At 65.7% G+C, this 15,742-nt stretch carries 15 protein-coding genes; 3 read left to right on the forward strand and 12 right to left on the reverse strand.

The genetic code is table 11. The features are described from left to right. Positions 1-398: 398 nt before the first annotated feature. From ASF00_RS08475 to ASF00_RS08490, 4 genes are all read right to left on the reverse strand, one after another. The gene (locus tag ASF00_RS08475; protein WP_055877279.1) at positions 399-788 is read right to left on the reverse strand and encodes a reverse transcriptase-like protein; all 390 of its coding nucleotides are present in this window, start codon (positions 786-788) and stop codon (positions 399-401) included. Then, positions 785-1,933 (reverse strand): YihY/virulence factor BrkB family protein, encoded by a 1,149-nt coding sequence (locus ASF00_RS08480; protein WP_235525701.1) that lies wholly within the window; start codon positions 1,931-1,933, stop codon positions 785-787. The genes ASF00_RS08475 and ASF00_RS08480 overlap by 4 nt, the downstream gene beginning before the upstream one ends. A gap of 136 nt (positions 1,934-2,069) precedes the next feature. Beyond that, positions 2,070-4,568 (reverse strand): ABC transporter permease, encoded by a 2,499-nt coding sequence (locus ASF00_RS08485; protein ID WP_055877282.1) that lies wholly within the window; start codon positions 4,566-4,568, stop codon positions 2,070-2,072. Next, positions 4,565-5,263: an ABC transporter ATP-binding protein gene (locus tag ASF00_RS08490; protein WP_055877285.1), complete on the reverse strand. Its 699-nt coding sequence runs from the start codon at positions 5,261-5,263 to the stop codon at positions 4,565-4,567. Before ASF00_RS08490 ends, ASF00_RS08485 begins: the two co-directional genes overlap by 4 nt. 133 nt (positions 5,264-5,396) lie before the next feature. Here ASF00_RS08490 and ASF00_RS08495 point away from each other — a divergent pair, with 133 nt between their 5' ends. Further along, positions 5,397-6,005 carry an arylesterase gene (locus ASF00_RS08495; protein WP_156348266.1) on the forward strand — a complete coding sequence of 203 codons (609 nt, stop codon included), beginning with the start codon at positions 5,397-5,399 and terminating at the stop codon, positions 6,003-6,005. On the opposite strand, the gene ASF00_RS08500 is transcribed toward ASF00_RS08495, so the two are convergent. The 5 genes from ASF00_RS08500 to ASF00_RS08520 all read right to left on the reverse strand — a co-directional run bounded on the left by ASF00_RS08500 (position 6,002) and on the right by ASF00_RS08520 (position 11,819). Further along, positions 6,002-6,451 (reverse strand): MaoC family dehydratase, encoded by a 450-nt coding sequence (locus tag ASF00_RS08500; RefSeq protein WP_055877292.1) that lies wholly within the window; start codon positions 6,449-6,451, stop codon positions 6,002-6,004. The two genes, ASF00_RS08495 and ASF00_RS08500, sit on opposite strands and share 4 nt — an antisense overlap. After that, on the reverse strand, positions 6,451-8,289 hold the full coding sequence (locus ASF00_RS08505) for an acetyl/propionyl/methylcrotonyl-CoA carboxylase subunit alpha (protein ID WP_055877295.1): 1,839 nt from the start codon (positions 8,287-8,289) through the stop codon (positions 6,451-6,453). Before ASF00_RS08505 ends, ASF00_RS08500 begins: the two co-directional genes overlap by 1 nt. A 159-nt stretch (positions 8,290-8,448) precedes the next feature. Continuing rightward, positions 8,449-8,931: a nuclear transport factor 2 family protein gene (locus tag ASF00_RS08510; protein ID WP_055877298.1), complete on the reverse strand. Its 483-nt coding sequence runs from the start codon at positions 8,929-8,931 to the stop codon at positions 8,449-8,451. Positions 8,932-8,935: 4 nt separating this feature from the next. Next, positions 8,936-10,537: a carboxyl transferase domain-containing protein gene (locus tag ASF00_RS08515; RefSeq protein ID WP_055877301.1), complete on the reverse strand. Its 1,602-nt coding sequence runs from the start codon at positions 10,535-10,537 to the stop codon at positions 8,936-8,938. Positions 10,538-10,652: 115 nt separating this feature from the next. Beyond that, positions 10,653-11,819, reverse strand: coding sequence for an isovaleryl-CoA dehydrogenase (locus tag ASF00_RS08520; RefSeq protein WP_055877305.1), 1,167 nt, complete (start codon positions 11,817-11,819; stop codon positions 10,653-10,655). Positions 11,820-11,984: 165 nt separating this feature from the next. Between ASF00_RS08520 and ASF00_RS08525 the strand changes: the two genes are divergently transcribed. Continuing rightward, on the forward strand, positions 11,985-12,713 hold the full coding sequence (locus ASF00_RS08525) for a Crp/Fnr family transcriptional regulator (RefSeq protein WP_162233424.1): 729 nt from the start codon (positions 11,985-11,987) through the stop codon (positions 12,711-12,713). 43 nt (positions 12,714-12,756) lie between these two features. Here ASF00_RS08525 and ASF00_RS08530 read toward each other — a convergent pair whose 3' ends face one another. From ASF00_RS08530 to ASF00_RS08540, 3 genes are all read right to left on the reverse strand, one after another. After that, the gene (locus ASF00_RS08530) at positions 12,757-13,092 is read right to left on the reverse strand and encodes a hypothetical protein (protein ID WP_055878679.1); all 336 of its coding nucleotides are present in this window, start codon (positions 13,090-13,092) and stop codon (positions 12,757-12,759) included. 89 nt (positions 13,093-13,181) lie between these two features. Beyond that, positions 13,182-13,997, reverse strand: a complete 816-nt coding sequence (locus ASF00_RS08535; RefSeq protein WP_055877312.1) for a transglutaminase-like domain-containing protein — start codon at positions 13,995-13,997, stop codon at positions 13,182-13,184. A 14-nt stretch (positions 13,998-14,011) separates the two neighbouring features. Next, positions 14,012-14,920 carry a transglutaminase family protein gene (locus ASF00_RS08540; protein ID WP_055877316.1) on the reverse strand — a complete coding sequence of 303 codons (909 nt, stop codon included), beginning with the start codon at positions 14,918-14,920 and terminating at the stop codon, positions 14,012-14,014. 16 nt (positions 14,921-14,936) lie between these two features. Between ASF00_RS08540 and ASF00_RS08545 the strand changes: the two genes are divergently transcribed. Then, on the forward strand, positions 14,937-15,725 hold the full coding sequence (locus tag ASF00_RS08545) for an N-formylglutamate amidohydrolase (RefSeq protein WP_055877318.1): 789 nt from the start codon (positions 14,937-14,939) through the stop codon (positions 15,723-15,725). Positions 15,726-15,742: the final 17 nt, after the last annotated feature.

The raw sequence follows: 15,742 nt of genomic DNA on the forward strand, positions 1-15,742 counted from the left end.
AGGAGCCCGGAAACCGCAAGCCGCCGCCCACATGTCCCTTCATCTAAACCTACAATGTCAAAGAGCCGACAAAAATACCGACACTCGCATAACCTCCCTTTCGAGAAGCTTGGAGCATCTGGTTTTTTGCGACCGAAGCAACCAGACCATGGGGCCGTTCGCTGCGGTGACATCCCTTTAGGACCACGCCACAAACCCGTCAAACGCTTTTTTACAGTCCCGTGGCAGTTTTTGNCGACCGAAGCAACCAGACCATGGGGCCGTTCGCTGCGGTGACATCCCTTTAGGACCACGCCACAAACCCGTCAAACGCTTTTTTACAGTCCCGTGGCAGTTTTTGGATTTCTGGCGCCACAGCACGCCCCAGACATCGCCCTCGTGCACCTACGGGCACCATGTCAGCGCGGATGGAGCTTCGCCAACGCGATACCGGCAAGGTTCTGTGCCCGCCCGATGTAACGTATGCGAACCGTGTCGAAGTCGCTTAGCCGGTCGACAAGTCGTTGACGGTGCGCAGCCAGGCTTGCGCTGCGACATGGCGCGAGCCCGTTCGCTTGCGTGACGACCAACGTCGAATCGCCGAGCAATATGATATTACGCTCGCCGTGGCGCTGGGCGATTTCAACAGCGTAGAGCGCGGCAAGCCATTCCGCGTCGCTGTTCGTTCCCTCACCGAGGTCGTGCCGATAATGCGCGTGTCCTCTAAGGACGACCGCACACTCCATCAGTCCAGGGTTTGGCCTGCAGCCGCCGTCAAAAAAAAGCTTGGTGCGCCGCAACGGCCTCATGGGTTTGTGTTCGCCGCATTTGGATTCTGCGACGAACGCGGATCACACTTATGCCAAGCCAATGCCGTGCTGAGGCCGAGCATGACAAGACCCGCGGCCGATGAGCCACGTCGCACCAACCGCAGCCCCCCGAGCGCCAGAAGGGATGCGGGGATGCCGACCTGAAGCCCTACGATCGCAGTGCCCGTTGTTGCGACGATCGCGCCGGCGCTTCTCGGTTGCGGGGACGCCACATCCGGCTGTTCGGACATGGCCCAGTCGGCGACCGCCGCGCCACGCTCGCCAAGCGGCTTGTCCCCGCCGACCGTCGTATCGCAGTCGGTCTCGCGTTCGAGTTCGGCGTTCAATTCTGCACCGAGCAGAAAGACATACGCTGAAAGCCATAGCCAGGTCAGCAGCACGATGACCGCGCTCAACGATCCGTAGGTCGCACCGTAATTGCCGAACCGCGACACATAAACGCCAAAGCCGACCGTAGCGGCCAGCCAAATCGCGGTCGCCGCCAGTGATCCGGGCGTCAGCCACCTCCATTTCGCCGCCGTGCGGTCCGGGCCAAACCGATAAAGGCACGCCGCCGCAGTGATCCCCAGCGCAGCCAGCACGCTATAGCTGACGATCCGGATCGCCACGAGCAGGACGGCCGGTGCACCTGGGATCAGCCCGTCGAGCAGTGCGAAAGCAGCCATTGACACAACGGCAGCCAAGGCAAGTCCCACCGCGCCAAGGGTAATCGTAAACGCAAGCACGTTGATCGTGACGAATCCGCGCGTTTCGCGCTGCTCATAGGCGATATTCAGCGCGGTGACGATCGAGGATGCGCCCTTCGTACCGCCGTACAAGGCGATCCCCAACGCCACGATGAGACCGAAACCCTTCTTGCCTTCGGACGTGCCGACCACCGTCGTCAGCTGATCGCCGATCACGCGCGCTGCATCGTCGGGCAACACATCGAACAAGCCGCGAATGTTGGCCACGATCGTGGCGGTGTCGGCAACGAGACCGTAGATCAGGACGATCGATGCGAGCAAGGGTACGATCGCTGCGAATCCGTAAAACGCCGTACCCGCTGCGATCAGGCCGATATTGTCGTCACTCGCCTCGGCCCAGGTGCGCTTCAGGACGCTCAGCCACTCGCGTGCCGACATCGTCCATGGGCTGGTTGCCCTGTGCTCAATAGCGTCCATGCCTGCCAGCGTCTTGCCCCTCGGGATCGGTTGATGAGGAGATGCCCTCACGCTCGCTTAACGCGGCGCGCGCCAAAACGTGCCGAAGGTGGCCAGCCTATAGCTGTCGCAAAGCCTCTGCAGGACGTGCACCGAGAATGGGCCATGCACCCGCCAAGCCGATCGCCATCGTCAGCGTAGCTCCACCGAACAACGTCGCAACGACGGTCGCGTAATCCGGCAGCCATTGGAACATGAACAGCTGCGTCACGACATACCATGCCCCGCCGAGACCGAGCAATAAGGCGAGCAGCGACAGAATGATGCTCAAAATCGCATATTCGAGCGCTTGAACCGCCAGTACCTGCCACCGGGTCGCGCCAAGCGTGCGCAGGATCACCCCATCATAGGTCCGCGCCTCCCGCGCTGCAGCGATCGCGCCGATCAGGACGGCTATCCCCGCGAGGATCGCGACCGAGGCCGCCGCGGTGATCGCGGTCGCCATCTGCGCCACGATCGTCCGGACCTGACCCAGCACACCGCGCACCTCGATCACCGATACGGACGGAAAGCGAGGGAGCAGAGCACGCATTACGTGCGACTCTTGGCCCGGCGCCAGATCGATCGTCGCTGCCAAATTATGCGGCGCATCCGCAATAGCGTTGGGCGAGAACACCATGACGAAATTGAACCCCAGCGTGTCCCAACTGATCCGACGAAATGACGCTATCGTCGCCGTCCGCTCGACCCCCAGCAGGCTGTAGCTGAGCGGATCGCCGATCTTGAGATCGAGCGCCTTCGCCAACCGCTCGTCGATCGACACCAGCGGCGGCCCGCGATAATCGCGCGGCCACCATGCCCCCGTCGTCAGCGTGCTCCCCTCGGGCAGAGTCGCTGCATAGGTGAGCCCGCGCTCACCCCTTAATGCCCAGGCACCCTCGGGCAAGGTCTTCAAGTCGGCGACGCGCACGCGCCGGTAGCCGGTGATTGTACCGCGCATCGCGGGCACGGTCCGAACCACGGAATGACGCGCGACACCGGCGATCACGCGGCGGAACTCCGTTTCACGGTCGGGGGGCACGTCGAGCGCAAACAGCGCCGGCGCGCGCTGCGGCACCGTCCGCGCGATATTCGCCTCGATGCTCGTGCGGATGGCAGCAAGCAGCACGAAAAGGGTCAGGCCGAGTCCAAGCGCGACGACAAGCGTTCCGGTTCGTGATCCAGGCCGATGCAATCCAGCGATCACCAGCCGCAGCACCGGCCGTTGCGATCGCGGTAGCAAAGCCGCCCCACGCCGTACGGCCCATCCAAAACCGGCCAATATCATCAACACGCCCGCGACCGCGGCGAGAAAGCCCGCGCTTAAACCTGGCTGTTCCGCGGTCGACAACGCCAGGCCGATGATCACGAACGCTGCGGCCGCAACCCAGGGAAGCGTCATACGTCGCGGCACATTCCGGTCACCCGACACACCGCGCAATAGCCCCGCCGCCGGAATATGTCCCGCTTCGATCAGCGGCGGTGCGGTAAAGGCGAGCGCGATCAACATCCCGTAAGCCGCGGCGAGCGCAAGCGGCGCGGCTTGGATGGCAAACTGTGGCGCGACTGGCAGAGCGTTGCCAGCAAGCCAAATAATCGCCGGCACGGTCCCCACGCCTGCGATCAGGCCCCCGACGATGCCGAGCCCTGCAACGACTGCGACCTGAAGGATATATATCCGAGCGACGATCGACGAGGTTGCGCCGAGGACTTTCAGCGCGGCGATGCTGCCGCGGCGCGCGGCGAGATAAGACGATACGCCATTGCCCACGCCAATCCCGGCGATGACGAGCGCGGACAGGCCCACCAGAAGCAGAAACTGTCCCATGCGGTCAACGAACCGGTCGGCGCCGGGCGCGGCGCGATCGCGTGTCTTGGCTTCCCAGCCACCGGTCGGGAACGCAGCCTTGAATCGCGCGACCATCGCGGCCGGTGAAGCGTCTGTCGGGATTCGGACGCGATATTTGCTTTCGTAAAGGCTGCCGGGCTGGACAAGCGCCGTACGCGAAATTCCCGCGAGCGAGACGATCGCGACGGGACCAAGCGTGAACCCTTCGCCCAATCGGTCAGGTTCGACCGCGATGATCCCGCCGACCGTGAACATCGCCGTTCCCAGCCTAAGCTGGGCGCCGGGCGCGACCCCCAGGCGATCGGCCAGGGCCGGCACGACCAGAACCGTCTTGGCGTCGAGCGCTTTGGCCGTCACGCCGCGCCGCAGCGTGAGCGCGCCGTAGAGCGGATAGGCCGAATCGACGCCCTTCAACTCGATCGGCACGCCATCGGTGCCGCGCACCGCCATTGCCTGCATCCGAATGGATTCAGACACCGCGCCTAGGCGTCCGAGGGCAGCGCGCTCATCCGGCGTCGCGACGCGCTGGGACACGGCCAATTCGATGTCGCCGCCCAGGATAGTGCTGCCCCGCGCGGCAAGCTCGCGGTCGATCGATTGCGTCAAGCTGCCGATCGCGGCGAGGGCGCCGACCCCGAGTAACAGGCAGGCGAGCAACAGGCGCAGCCCGCGAAACCGCAGATCGAGTTCGCGCCGCGCAAGCCGCCACGCGAGCCGCCATTCGCTCATCGCAGGCGATCCGCTACGATCCGACCATCGCCCAGCTCGACGATCCTGTCGCACCGCGCTGCCAACAGTGGATCGTGCGTAATGATGATCAACGTCGCGCCGGTCGCAGCGCGACGATCGAAGAGCAGGTCCATGATCGACGCTCCCGTCGTGGCGTCGAGGTTGCCGGTCGGTTCGTCGGCGAAGACCAGATCGGGGCGCGGCCCGAGCGCGCGCGCGATCGCCACGCGTTGTTGCTCACCACCCGACAGTTGCGTCGGATAATGCGTGAGACGGTGTGCGAGGCCAACCGCCCCGAGTTCGGCCTCGGCGCGTTCGAAGGCATCGGACATCCCCGCGAGTTCCATCGGCACCGCAACATTCTCAAGCGCGGTCATCGTCGGCAACAGATGGAAGGCCTGCAGGACGATGCCGATCCGTCCGCGTCTGGCTCGCGCCAAGCCATCTTCGTCGAGCGTACCAAAATCGAGGCCGGCAACGTGTACCTGCCCGCCGCCCGCGCGTTCGAGCCCGGACAGCACCGCCATCAGCGACGACTTGCCCGAACCAGACGGACCGAGCAGCGCGACGCTCGTGCCGCGAATGACGTCGAGATCGATGCGCTTGAGTATTTCGGTCGCAGCGCTGGCGGTACCCAGCGTCAGCGTGACATCGCGGACAGAGATCACCATATCGGCGGAAGCGGGTTCGGACATGGAGACCAGTATTTTGGAGAAACAGACGCGGCGCTGGCCTCTTTATGGGGGCGCTCTCGCGCTTCTCCAAGCGGCGGCTCTGGCCGGGTGCGATCGGGTCGCGGAAGCCCCTGCCCCGGCGCCCACGACGAATATGCTCGCGCCGGTCGCGGCGACGCCCGCCCCAAGCGGGCCGAGCCGGCTGATCCTGGCGTTCGGCGATAGTCTGTATGCAGGCTATGGGCTCGATCGCGGGCAGAGTTTGCCGGATGCGGTGCAGGCGCAGCTACGGCGCGACGAGATCAATGCGACGATCGTCAACGCAGGCGTCTCGGGCGATACGAGCGCGGCGGGGCGGCAGCGGTTTGCGTTCGCGCTGAACAACCTGCCGCGCAAGCCCGACCTCGTGCTGATCGGGCTCGGCGGCAATGATGTCCTGCGACAGATTGCACCGGCCGAGACGCGCGCGAACATGACGGCGATGCTCGACGAGGCGAAGCGGCGCGGGATCCCGGTGCTGCTGACGGGCATGATGGCGCCGCCCAATCTGGGACCGGACTTCGCCAGTCAGTTCAACACGATCTGGCCGGATCTGGCCAAGCGGTATGACGCCACGCTCTATCCGTTCATCCTGGACGGGGTGATCGGCAATGCGCAGCTGATGCAAGCGGACCATGTCCACCCCAATCGCGGCGGCGTCACCAAGATCGCGGCAAAGGTCACGCCGGTGGTCGAGACGGCGCTGGGCAAGGCGGCCCCCTAACCCCGGCGCTTGAGCAGCGCCGTCCGCAGGCATTGGCAGACGATCTCGTCGCGCTGGTTGATCAGGCGGTGCGTAAAAGTGACGATGCCCGCCTCGGGACGCGACTTGCTCGGTTTGAGGTCGGTGACCTCGGTCTCCGCGCGCATCGTGTCGCCGATGAAGACGGGTTTGGGATGGACCAGCTTGTCGTAGCCGAGGTTCGCCACAAGCGTGCCCAGCGTCGTCTCGCCGACCGACAGCCCGACCATCAGCGCGAAGGTAAACGTGCCGTTGACGAGGATCCGGCCGAACTCGCTCGCCCTGGCCGCCTCGACATCGAGATGGAGCGGCTGCGGGTTGTGCGTCATCGTCGAGAACAGGAGGTTGTCGGTCTCGGTCACCGTACGGCGGATCTCATGGTCGATCCGGTCGCCGATGGTCCAGTCGTCATAATAGCGGCCGGCCATCAGCTATCCTTCTCGATGCGCACAAGCATGGTGCCCTCGGTCACCTGGCCGCCCTCGACGGCAGTCAGGTCGGCGACGGTGCCGTCGAACGGGGCGGTCAGGGAGTGTTCCATCTTCATCGCCTCGAGCGTGACGAGCTTCTGCCCCTTTGTAACGCTGTCGCCCGCCGCGACGTCGACCGCGATGATCCGGCCCGGCATGGGGGACAGGATCGCACCGTCCGCCGCTGCGCCCGCCGCTACGCCGGACGCGCGCCAAGGCCTCAACTGCCACGTCTGCCCCGCTTCGGAGATGAGGACATCCTCGAACGCGGGCGTGGTTCCGCCCTGTCCGTCGAGCTCGACCTCGACCGGTTCGCCGTCCAGCAGGAACGTCGCGCTGCGGCGGGGGGCGGCGTTGAGGCGGAAGCCGGCGATCGGATCGGTCGAGATGAGCGCGCCCGCGGCCTCCGCCAACGCCTCTTCGGTCGGATGCGTCGGCGGCATGAGCCTGTCGCCTTCGCGCGCGATCAGACCGGTGTCGAGCGTGCCTGCGACGAAGTCGGGGTGGTCGAGCGCTTCGACAAGGAATCCGGCGTTCGAGCGTACCGGCCAGACGACCGCGCCGTCGAGCGCCTCCGCCAGCGCTTCGCGCGCGGTCTCGCGATCTTGCCCCCAAGCGATCACCTTGGCGATCATCGGGTCGTAGAAGGGTGAGATTTCAGCCCCCTGCTCTACCCCGGTATCGACGCGCGCGCCGGTGCCGAGATCGAAGCGGTCGAGCATGCCGATCGAGGGCAGGAAACCCTTGGCGGGATCTTCTGCATAGAGCCGTGCTTCCATCGCCCAGCCGTCGATCGCGAGGTCTTCCTGCCGCAACGGCAGCGGCTCGCCGCTGGCAACGCGGAGCTGCCATTCGACGAGGTCCTGGCCGGTGATTTCCTCGGTGACCGGATGCTCGACCTGGAGCCGCGTGTTCATTTCCATGAACCAGATGCGGTCGGCGCGGAGGCCTTCGCTGGCGTCGGCGATGAATTCGATCGTGCCGGCACCGACATAGTCGACCGCCTTGGCCGCCTTGACCGCAGCAGCGCAGATGGCCTCTCTCGTCTCGGCGTCCATACCCGGCGCAGGCGCTTCCTCGATCACCTTCTGGTGGCGGCGCTGGAGCGAACAGTCGCGCTCGAACAAATGGACGACGTCGCCGTGACTGTCGCCGAAGACCTGCACCTCGATATGGCGGGGTGAGAGGATGTATTTCTCGATCAGGACGTCGGTGTTGCCGAACGACGAGGCCGCTTCGCGCTGGCACGAGACAAGCGCGTCGGCGAACTCTGCCGCGGTGTCGACGCGGCGCATGCCCTTGCCGCCGCCGCCCGCGACCGCCTTGATGAGGACGGGGTAGCCGATCGCGTCTGCCTCGGCCTTGAGACGTTCGGGGGACTGGTCCCCGCCGAGATAGCCGGGGGTGACGGGGACGCCGGCGGCGATCATCCGCTGTTTGGCCGCATCCTTCAGCCCCATCGCGCGGATGCTGGCGGGGTTGGGTCCGACCCAGATCAGTCCGGCGTCGAGCACGGCTTGCGCGAAGTCGGCATTCTCGGACAGGAAGCCGTAGCCGGGGTGGATCGCCTCGGCGCTAGTCGCCAGCGCGGCGGCGATGATGCGGTCGCCGACAAGGTAGCTTTCGCGCGCCGGGGACGCGCCGATATGGACGGCTTCATCGGCGTGTCGGACGTGAAGCGCATTCGCGTCGGCGTCCGAATAGACCGCGACGGTGCGGATGCCGAGGCTGCGCGCGGTGCGGATGATGCGGCAGGCGATCTCGCCGCGGTTGGCGATCAGGAGCGACTCGATCATCGATTGAGCCGAGTGAAGTTCACAAAGTTCACACGCTCGCGCGATGCGCACTTCGCGCAAGGGTATGCCTTGCGAGCGTCACTATCTGTGGTCAGGATCGATGCTATCGTCATGGCAATCCCCGCATAAGCCGATCCGGTCGATGTAGGACAGGCCATATCAGTTCGCGCAGCCGGTGGTGCGCTTCGACCAGGTGATGTTGGCGATCTTCCAGCGGCCCGCGTCGCGGACCATGTCGAAGTGATCCGTCCCGCAATGCGCGACCTTGCCGTCGATCGTGAAGACATAGGGCGACCAGACCATCGCGATGTCGCCGTCGATATCGACCGCGGGATCGGTCAGGCGGTCGGCGTAGCGCTCAGGCCCGGGTTTGATCGATGCGGCGAATTCGGGCCAGCTCGTGCGGCGCACGGTGCGCGTGCCGTCGGGCTTTTCCTCGGCGACGGTGGCGCCGCCGTCGGGACGGACCTGCGCGAGGATCGCCTGGCCGTCGCGTGCGGCCAGCGCGGCGAAGAGCGCATCGATCGGGACCATGACGCCGGCGTCTTCGGTCATGGGTCCGGGCGGCAGGCCGGTGCCCTTGACGATCGGCTGGACCGGGGTGACCTGCCCGGCGGCAAGAAGAAGTGACAGCAGGATCATCGGGTTACATCCGGAACACGCCGAACGCGGGGCGTTCGGGGATGGGGGCGTTGAGCGTCGCGGCGAAGGCGAGGCCCAGGACGTCGCGGGTCTGTGCAGGATCGATGATGCCGTCGTCCCACAGCCGCGCGGTCGCGTACCAGGGATTGCCCTCGTCCTCGTATTTCTGACGGACGGGGGCCTTGAACGCTTCGGCCTGTTCGGGCGTCCAGCCATCCGCGTCGCGGTGGACGGTCGCGAGCACTGACGCCGCCTGTTCGCCGCCCATCACGCTGATCCGGCTGTTGGGCCAGGTGAACAGGAAGCGGGGTGAGTAAGCGCGACCGCACATCCCGTAATTGCCCGCGCCGAAGCTGCCGCCGATCAGCACGGTGATCTTCGGCACGGTCGCGGTGGCGACCGCGGTGACGAGCTTTGCACCATGTTTCGCAATGCCTTCCGCCTCGTACTTGCCACCGACCATGAAGCCCGAAATGTTCTGGAGGAAGAGCAGCGGGATCTTGCGCTGGCAGGCGAGTTCGATGAAGTGTGCGCCCTTCTGTGCGCTCTCGCTGAACAGCACGCCGTTGTTGGCGAGGATCGCGACGGGGATGCCCCAGATATGCGCGAACCCGCAGACGAGGCTGGTGCCGTAGAGCGCCTTGAATTCGTTAAACGCGCTGCCGTCGACCAGCCGCGCGATGACCTCGTGGACGTCGTAGGGCGCGCGGACGTCGCTCGGGACGATTCCGTACAGCTCTTCGGGCGCGAATTTGGGCGGTCTGGGCTGCTGGAGGTTGACCGCGGTCTGCGCCTGGGGTTGCAGCGTCGAGACGATGTCGCGGACGATCGTCAGCGCGTGGTCGTCATTCTCGGCGACGTGATCGACCACGCCCGACCGGCGGCCATGCGTGTCGGCGCCACCGAGTTCCTCCGCGGAGATGATCTCGCCGGTGGCGGCCTTCACGAGCGGAGGCCCGGCGAGGAAGATCGTCCCCTGCCCGCGGACGATGATCGTCTCGTCGGACATCGCGGGAACGTAGGCGCCGCCGGCGGTGCAGCTGCCCATGACGCAGGCGATCTGCGGGATGCCGAGCGCGGACATCTGCGCCTGGTTGAAGAAGATGCGGCCGAAGTGATCGCGGTCGGGAAAGACCTCCGCCTGGTGCGGCAGGTTCGCGCCGCCGCTGTCGACGAGGTAGATGCAGGGAAGCCGGTTTTCCTGCGCGATTTCCTGCGCGCGCAGGTGTTTCTTGACGGTCAGTGGGAAGTAGGTGCCGCCCTTCACCGTCGCGTCGTTGCACAGGATCATGCACTGGCGACCGGACACGCGGCCGATGCCGGCGATGACGCCGGCGCCGGGGACCTCATCGTCGTAGAGGCCGTTGGCGACGAGCTGGCCAATTTCGAGGAACGGCGAACCGGGATCGAGGAGGCGTTCGACGCGGTCGCGGGGGAGGAGTTTGCCGCGGGACGTGTGGCGCTCGCGCGACTTGGGCGAACCGCCAAGCGCGGTGCGCGCGACGTCGTCGCGGAGGGTTTCGGCGAGCGCGCGGTTGTGCGCGGCGTTCGCGCGGAAGGTCTCGCTGTCGGGGGAGAGCGCCGAGGTGAGGACGGGGGCGGTCATCTGATTCCCCTCCCGCTTGCGGGAGGGGTTAGGGGAGGGAATGCGGCAATGGAGGACGCTTGTGGCGTGCCCTCCCCCGACCCCTCCCGCAAGCGGGAGGGGAGCAGTAGGCGCGTCACTGCGCCACCTTGGGGGCGGCACCGATCAGTTCGCGGCCGATCAGCATGCGGCGGATCTCGTTCGTGCCCGCACCGATGTCGAGCAGCTTGGCATCGCGCATGAAGCGTTCGACCGGCCAGTCCTTGGTGTACCCTGCCCCGCCGAGCGCCTGGATCGATTCGAGCGACACCTTCACCGCGCTCTCGCTCGCCAGCAGGATGGCCCCTGCCGCATCGAACCGCGTGGTCTTGCCCGCGTCGCACGACTTGGCGACCGCGTAGACATACGCGCGTGCCGAGCTGAGCGCGACGTACATGTCGGCGACCTTCGCCTGGATCAGCTGGAACTGCCCGATCGGCGTGCCGAACTGCTTGCGCTCGCGCACGTACGGGATCACCACGTCGAGGCACGCCTGCATGATCCCGAGCTGGATCCCGGCGAGCACCGCGCGCTCGTAATCGAGGCCCGACATCAGCACGCCGACGCCACCATTTTCGGGGCCCATGACGTTCTCGGCGGGCACGACGCAATCGGTGAACACGAGTTCGGCGGTCGGCGACCCGCGCATCCCCATCTTGTCGATCTTCTGGCCGATCGAAAAGCCGGGCATGTCCTTCTCGATCAGGAACGCTGTGATCCCGCGCGAGCCTTCGCCGGTCTTCGCATAGACGACGAGCGTATCCGCGTACGTCGCGTTGGTGATCCAGAATTTGGTGCCGTTGAGGACGTAGCCCGCGTCGGTCTTGACCGCTTTCAGCTTCATCGAGACGACGTCGGAGCCGGCGCCCGCCTCGGACATGGCGAGGCTGCCGACATGCTCGCCCGAGACGAGCTTGGGCAGATACTTGGCCTTCTGCTCAGGGCTCCCCCAGCGGCGGATCTGGTTGACGCACAGGTTCGAATGCGCGCCGTAGCTGAGCCCGATCGACGCCGATGCGCGCGACACTTCCTCGACCGCGACGACATGTTCGAGATAGCCGAGGCCGAGGCCGCCATATTCCTCCTCGACGGTGATGCCGTGGAGCCCGAGTTCGCCCATCGCCGGCCAGAGCTCGCGCGGGAACCAGTCGTCCGCATCGATCTTCGCGGCCAGCGGCGCGATCTTGTCCGCGGCGAACCGCTGCGTGCTCTCGCGGATCATGTCCGCCGATTCGCCCAGCGCGAAATCGAAATCGTTCAGCATGCCATCTCCGTGTCGCCTCGCTTGCCGAGGCTTGTTGCGCGGCGACTAGCACAGCGTTTCCTTGCGCGAAACCGGCGGAAAAGCGGTCCTCCCCCTTCCCGCTGCGCGATGTTCGTGCGAACGATATCCGTTCATGGGGCGTGGACGTAAGGCACGAAGATGCAATTGAGCGGTTTGATCGCGCGGCTAAGTCGACATCTCGACCTGACCGATGCGGAGCGGGAAGCGATCCTGCAGGCGGAAAAGGGCGAACGGCGCCTGAAGGCCGGCGACGTACTGATGGCGGAAGGGGGCGAAAGCCATGCGCTGTACGTCGTCCGGCAGGGCTGGCTGCATTCGTCGACCAAACTGATCACGGGGGGCCGGCAGATCCTGCGGTTCCATTATGCAGGCGACCTGATCGGCACGTCGAGCATGGCGTGGTCGCAGGCGGCGGCGACGCTGACCGCGATCTCGGACTGCATCGTCATCGAGATGCCCAAGACCGCGCTCGGGCTGCTGTTCCGCGCGCAACCGCGGATCGCCGGGCTGCTCTATGCGATCGCCGCCGCGGAGAATGTCGCGATGAGCGACCGGCTGACGACGATCGGCCGGATGGGGGCGAGCGAACGGCTGTCCACGCTGCTGCTCGATATCATGGCGCGGCTGCGCGTGACCGCGGGCGGGATCGTCGACTCGTTCGACCTGCCGTTGACGCAGACCGATATCGGCGACGCGCTCGGGCTGACCAAGGTGCACGTCAACCGGACGATCCGCGCGCTGGAGAAGGCCGGGGTGATCGAACGGACCGGGCGCCGCGTCAAGATCGTCGACGAAGCGGCGCTGGTCGCGGCGACCGGCTTCACCGATCGCTATGGTGAGATCGAGACGGCGTGGTTGCCGCCTGCTGCATGACGGCGTGCCGACCCTCACCCGGACGGGGAGGATGGTTGCGGCGTCAGGTGCGGTCGACGACGAACAGCGTGACGCGGTCGTATTTGATGTCGCCCGGGTTGAAGATCGCATCGGGGACGAACGGCCGGTCGGTGACCTCGATATCCTTCAGCCCCGCGAGCTTGAACGTCCCTAGCTTGATCTCTTTCGGCGGCTGGCCATCACGCTCGAGCGTGATCGCATCGACGAACACGTCATCATGCTTGGTATAGAGGATGTGCGGGGCCAGCGTGCAGACCATCCGGTTGTAGGTCGCGGTAATGCATTTGCGCAGCGCGATCGCCTGCAGCAGCAGCGCGTTGGCATTGGCGGGAGCGGACTGGTCTGGGGTCGAGGTCATGTTGTGCATCGCAGCATAAATTGAAGGATCGGTGCCGTTAGGCCGAACGCGCTACAGGCGACAAGGGCTAACTTGCGGCGATACCCGGTTTAGCCCGCCGGCTCCACCTCGTCGGTGTGGACGTCGAACCCGACCAGACGCGCCGGACCGAAGCTGGTGGTCAGCGCGGTATCGGTCGCGTCGCGGCCGCGTGCCATCAGGATGCGGCCGATCCGCGGCCGGTTGTGACGCGCGTCGAGCGTGTGCCACGTGCCGCTCAGATACACGTCGAACCATGCGGAGAAATCCATCGGCGCGTCGACCGGCGGGATGCCGATGTCGCCGAGATAGCCGGTACAGTAGCGCGCCGGGATGTTCATGCAGCGGCACAGGGTGACGGCGAGATGCGCGAAATCGCGACAGACGCCCTGGCGTTCCTGATAGACGTCCCACGCGGTCTTGGTCGACCGCGCGAAATGATAGCCGAACTCGACATGATTGTGCGTGAAGTCGACGATCGCCTGGACGCGCTGCCAGCCCGCGGGAATGTGCCCGAACAGCGACCAGGCGGTCTCCGACAAGCGGTCGGTCTCGCAATACCGGCTGCCGAGCAGATAGATGATGATGTCGTCGGGGAGATCCTGCACCGCGTGTTGGACCGCGTCGGGCGAGACCGGATCGGGCAGGCCGCTATCCTCGATCGTGAAGTCGCACGACAGCGTCAGGCCGCCCTTCGGCACCGTGAAGCGCGTGCAGACGTTCCCGAACGCGTCGAGATAATCATAGGTCGGCACGTCGGGACCCGCGGCGATCCGGTGCGGCGTCACGAAATCCTTGTTGCGCGACGGGTGCACGCTGAGCATCGCCAGCATCGGTGTCTCGACGTCGGTTTCGAAACGAATGTCATAGCCAGCGCGGATCAGCATCGATGTCCCCCTATTCAAGCTGTTAGCGATGTATGTTGCATGACCGTCTCATCCTCGTCGACGGTGATGTCGACCGACACTGTCATGTCGAGAAAGCTGCCGGGAAAGCCGCTCCAGGTGCCGGACACAGGGACCGCCTGGTAGATATCGCGGGCGACCGCGACGCGGATCAGCCCGCGGTTGCCGACGATGCCGTTGGTCGGATCGAACTCGACCCACCCCGAACCGGGGATATACACGCGGACCCAGGCATGCGTGCTGCCGCCGCCGGTGCGGCTCTCCCGCCGTGTCGGATTGTAGACATAGCCCGAGACGAACCGCGCCGCGAAACCGAGCGCGCGAACCGCCTCGATCATCAGCATTGCATAGTCGCGGCACGTGCCCTTGCGCCGCGCAAGCGTCTCGATCGGCGATTGCGTGCCCTTTTCGGGCCGCTGGACATAGGTGAACTCGCGTTTGATCGCCGCGGTCATTTCGGAGAGCATCGCGAGCGTATCGGTCTGCCCGCCAGGCGCGACGAAGCGCCGCGCCCAGGTGTCGATCTGGCGCAGCGGATCATGATGCTGGCGCTCGATCGAACGGAGTAGGTCGGGCATTTCCTCCGACGAATAGGTGAACGGATAAAAGCGCGCATAGCGTTCGATATCGACGTTCTGGAGTTCGGCGGGGCTGTGATCGAGCCGGACGCGGCTGTCGATCACGAGGTCCTTGGCGCGCTTGTCGAAGCTGGCGATCGCGACCGCATTGCCGAACACGTCGTGCAGCCAGCGCACGTCACAGGGCTCGGGGGTGATCGCGAGCTGCGTGTCGATCAGCCGCTGGTCGTAGCTTTCGCGCGGCCGAACCATGATCCGGTGCTCGCCGAACGCAACCGGTTGGCGATACGCGTATTTGGTTACATGAGAAAGCGTTAGAGATGGCATCGAGGATCCACGTCGCATGAACAGCACTGCCAGCCAATCGCTGCTTGGGACCGAAGATGCCGCACCGGTCATGGTGGTCAACCCCAAAGGCGCGTCATCGTTCCTGCTGATCGGCGATCATGCCGGAAATGCCGTACCGCAGGCGCTGGGGTCGCTGGGGCTGAGCGACACGGACCTGTCGCGGCATATCGGCTGGGACATCGGCATCGGCGAACTCGGCGCGCTGCTCGCGGAAAGGCTCGACGCGGTGTTCGTCCGTCAGACCTATTCGCGGCTGGTGATCGACTGCAACCGCAGCCCGAGCCAGCCCGATCTGATTGCCGAGGTCAGCGACGCGACGGTCGTGCCGGGCAACGCCGCGCTCGACGACGCGGCCCGCGCCGCGCGGTTTGCCGAAATCCACACGCCCTACCAGGCGGCGATCGCAGACGAGATCGCGCGGCGCGATGCGGCGGGAATGGCGACGGTACTGGTCGCGCTGCACAGCTTCACGCCGGCGATGCAGGGCGCGCTGCGGGATCAGGACCGCCCCTGGCATATCGGCATCCTGCATGACGGCGGCGACACCGCGTTCGCGCATGCGCTGCTCGACGTGCTGCGCCAGGAGGCGGATCTGGTTGTCGGCGACAACCAGCCCTACCGGATGGACCTGATCGACTATACGATCCCGCGTCACGCCTATCCCGAACGGCGGCCATATGCCGAGATCGAGGTGCGGCAAGATCTGCTTGGCTCGACCGACGGGTGTTCGGCATGGGCCGACCGACTGGCACGCCTGCTGCCTGACGCGCTGGCCAAGGTCTAGCGCGGATCGACGTCCGA

Source organism: Sphingomonas sp. Leaf34, from assembly GCF_001421805.1.
Lineage (GTDB): Bacteria > Pseudomonadota > Alphaproteobacteria > Sphingomonadales > Sphingomonadaceae > Sphingomonas.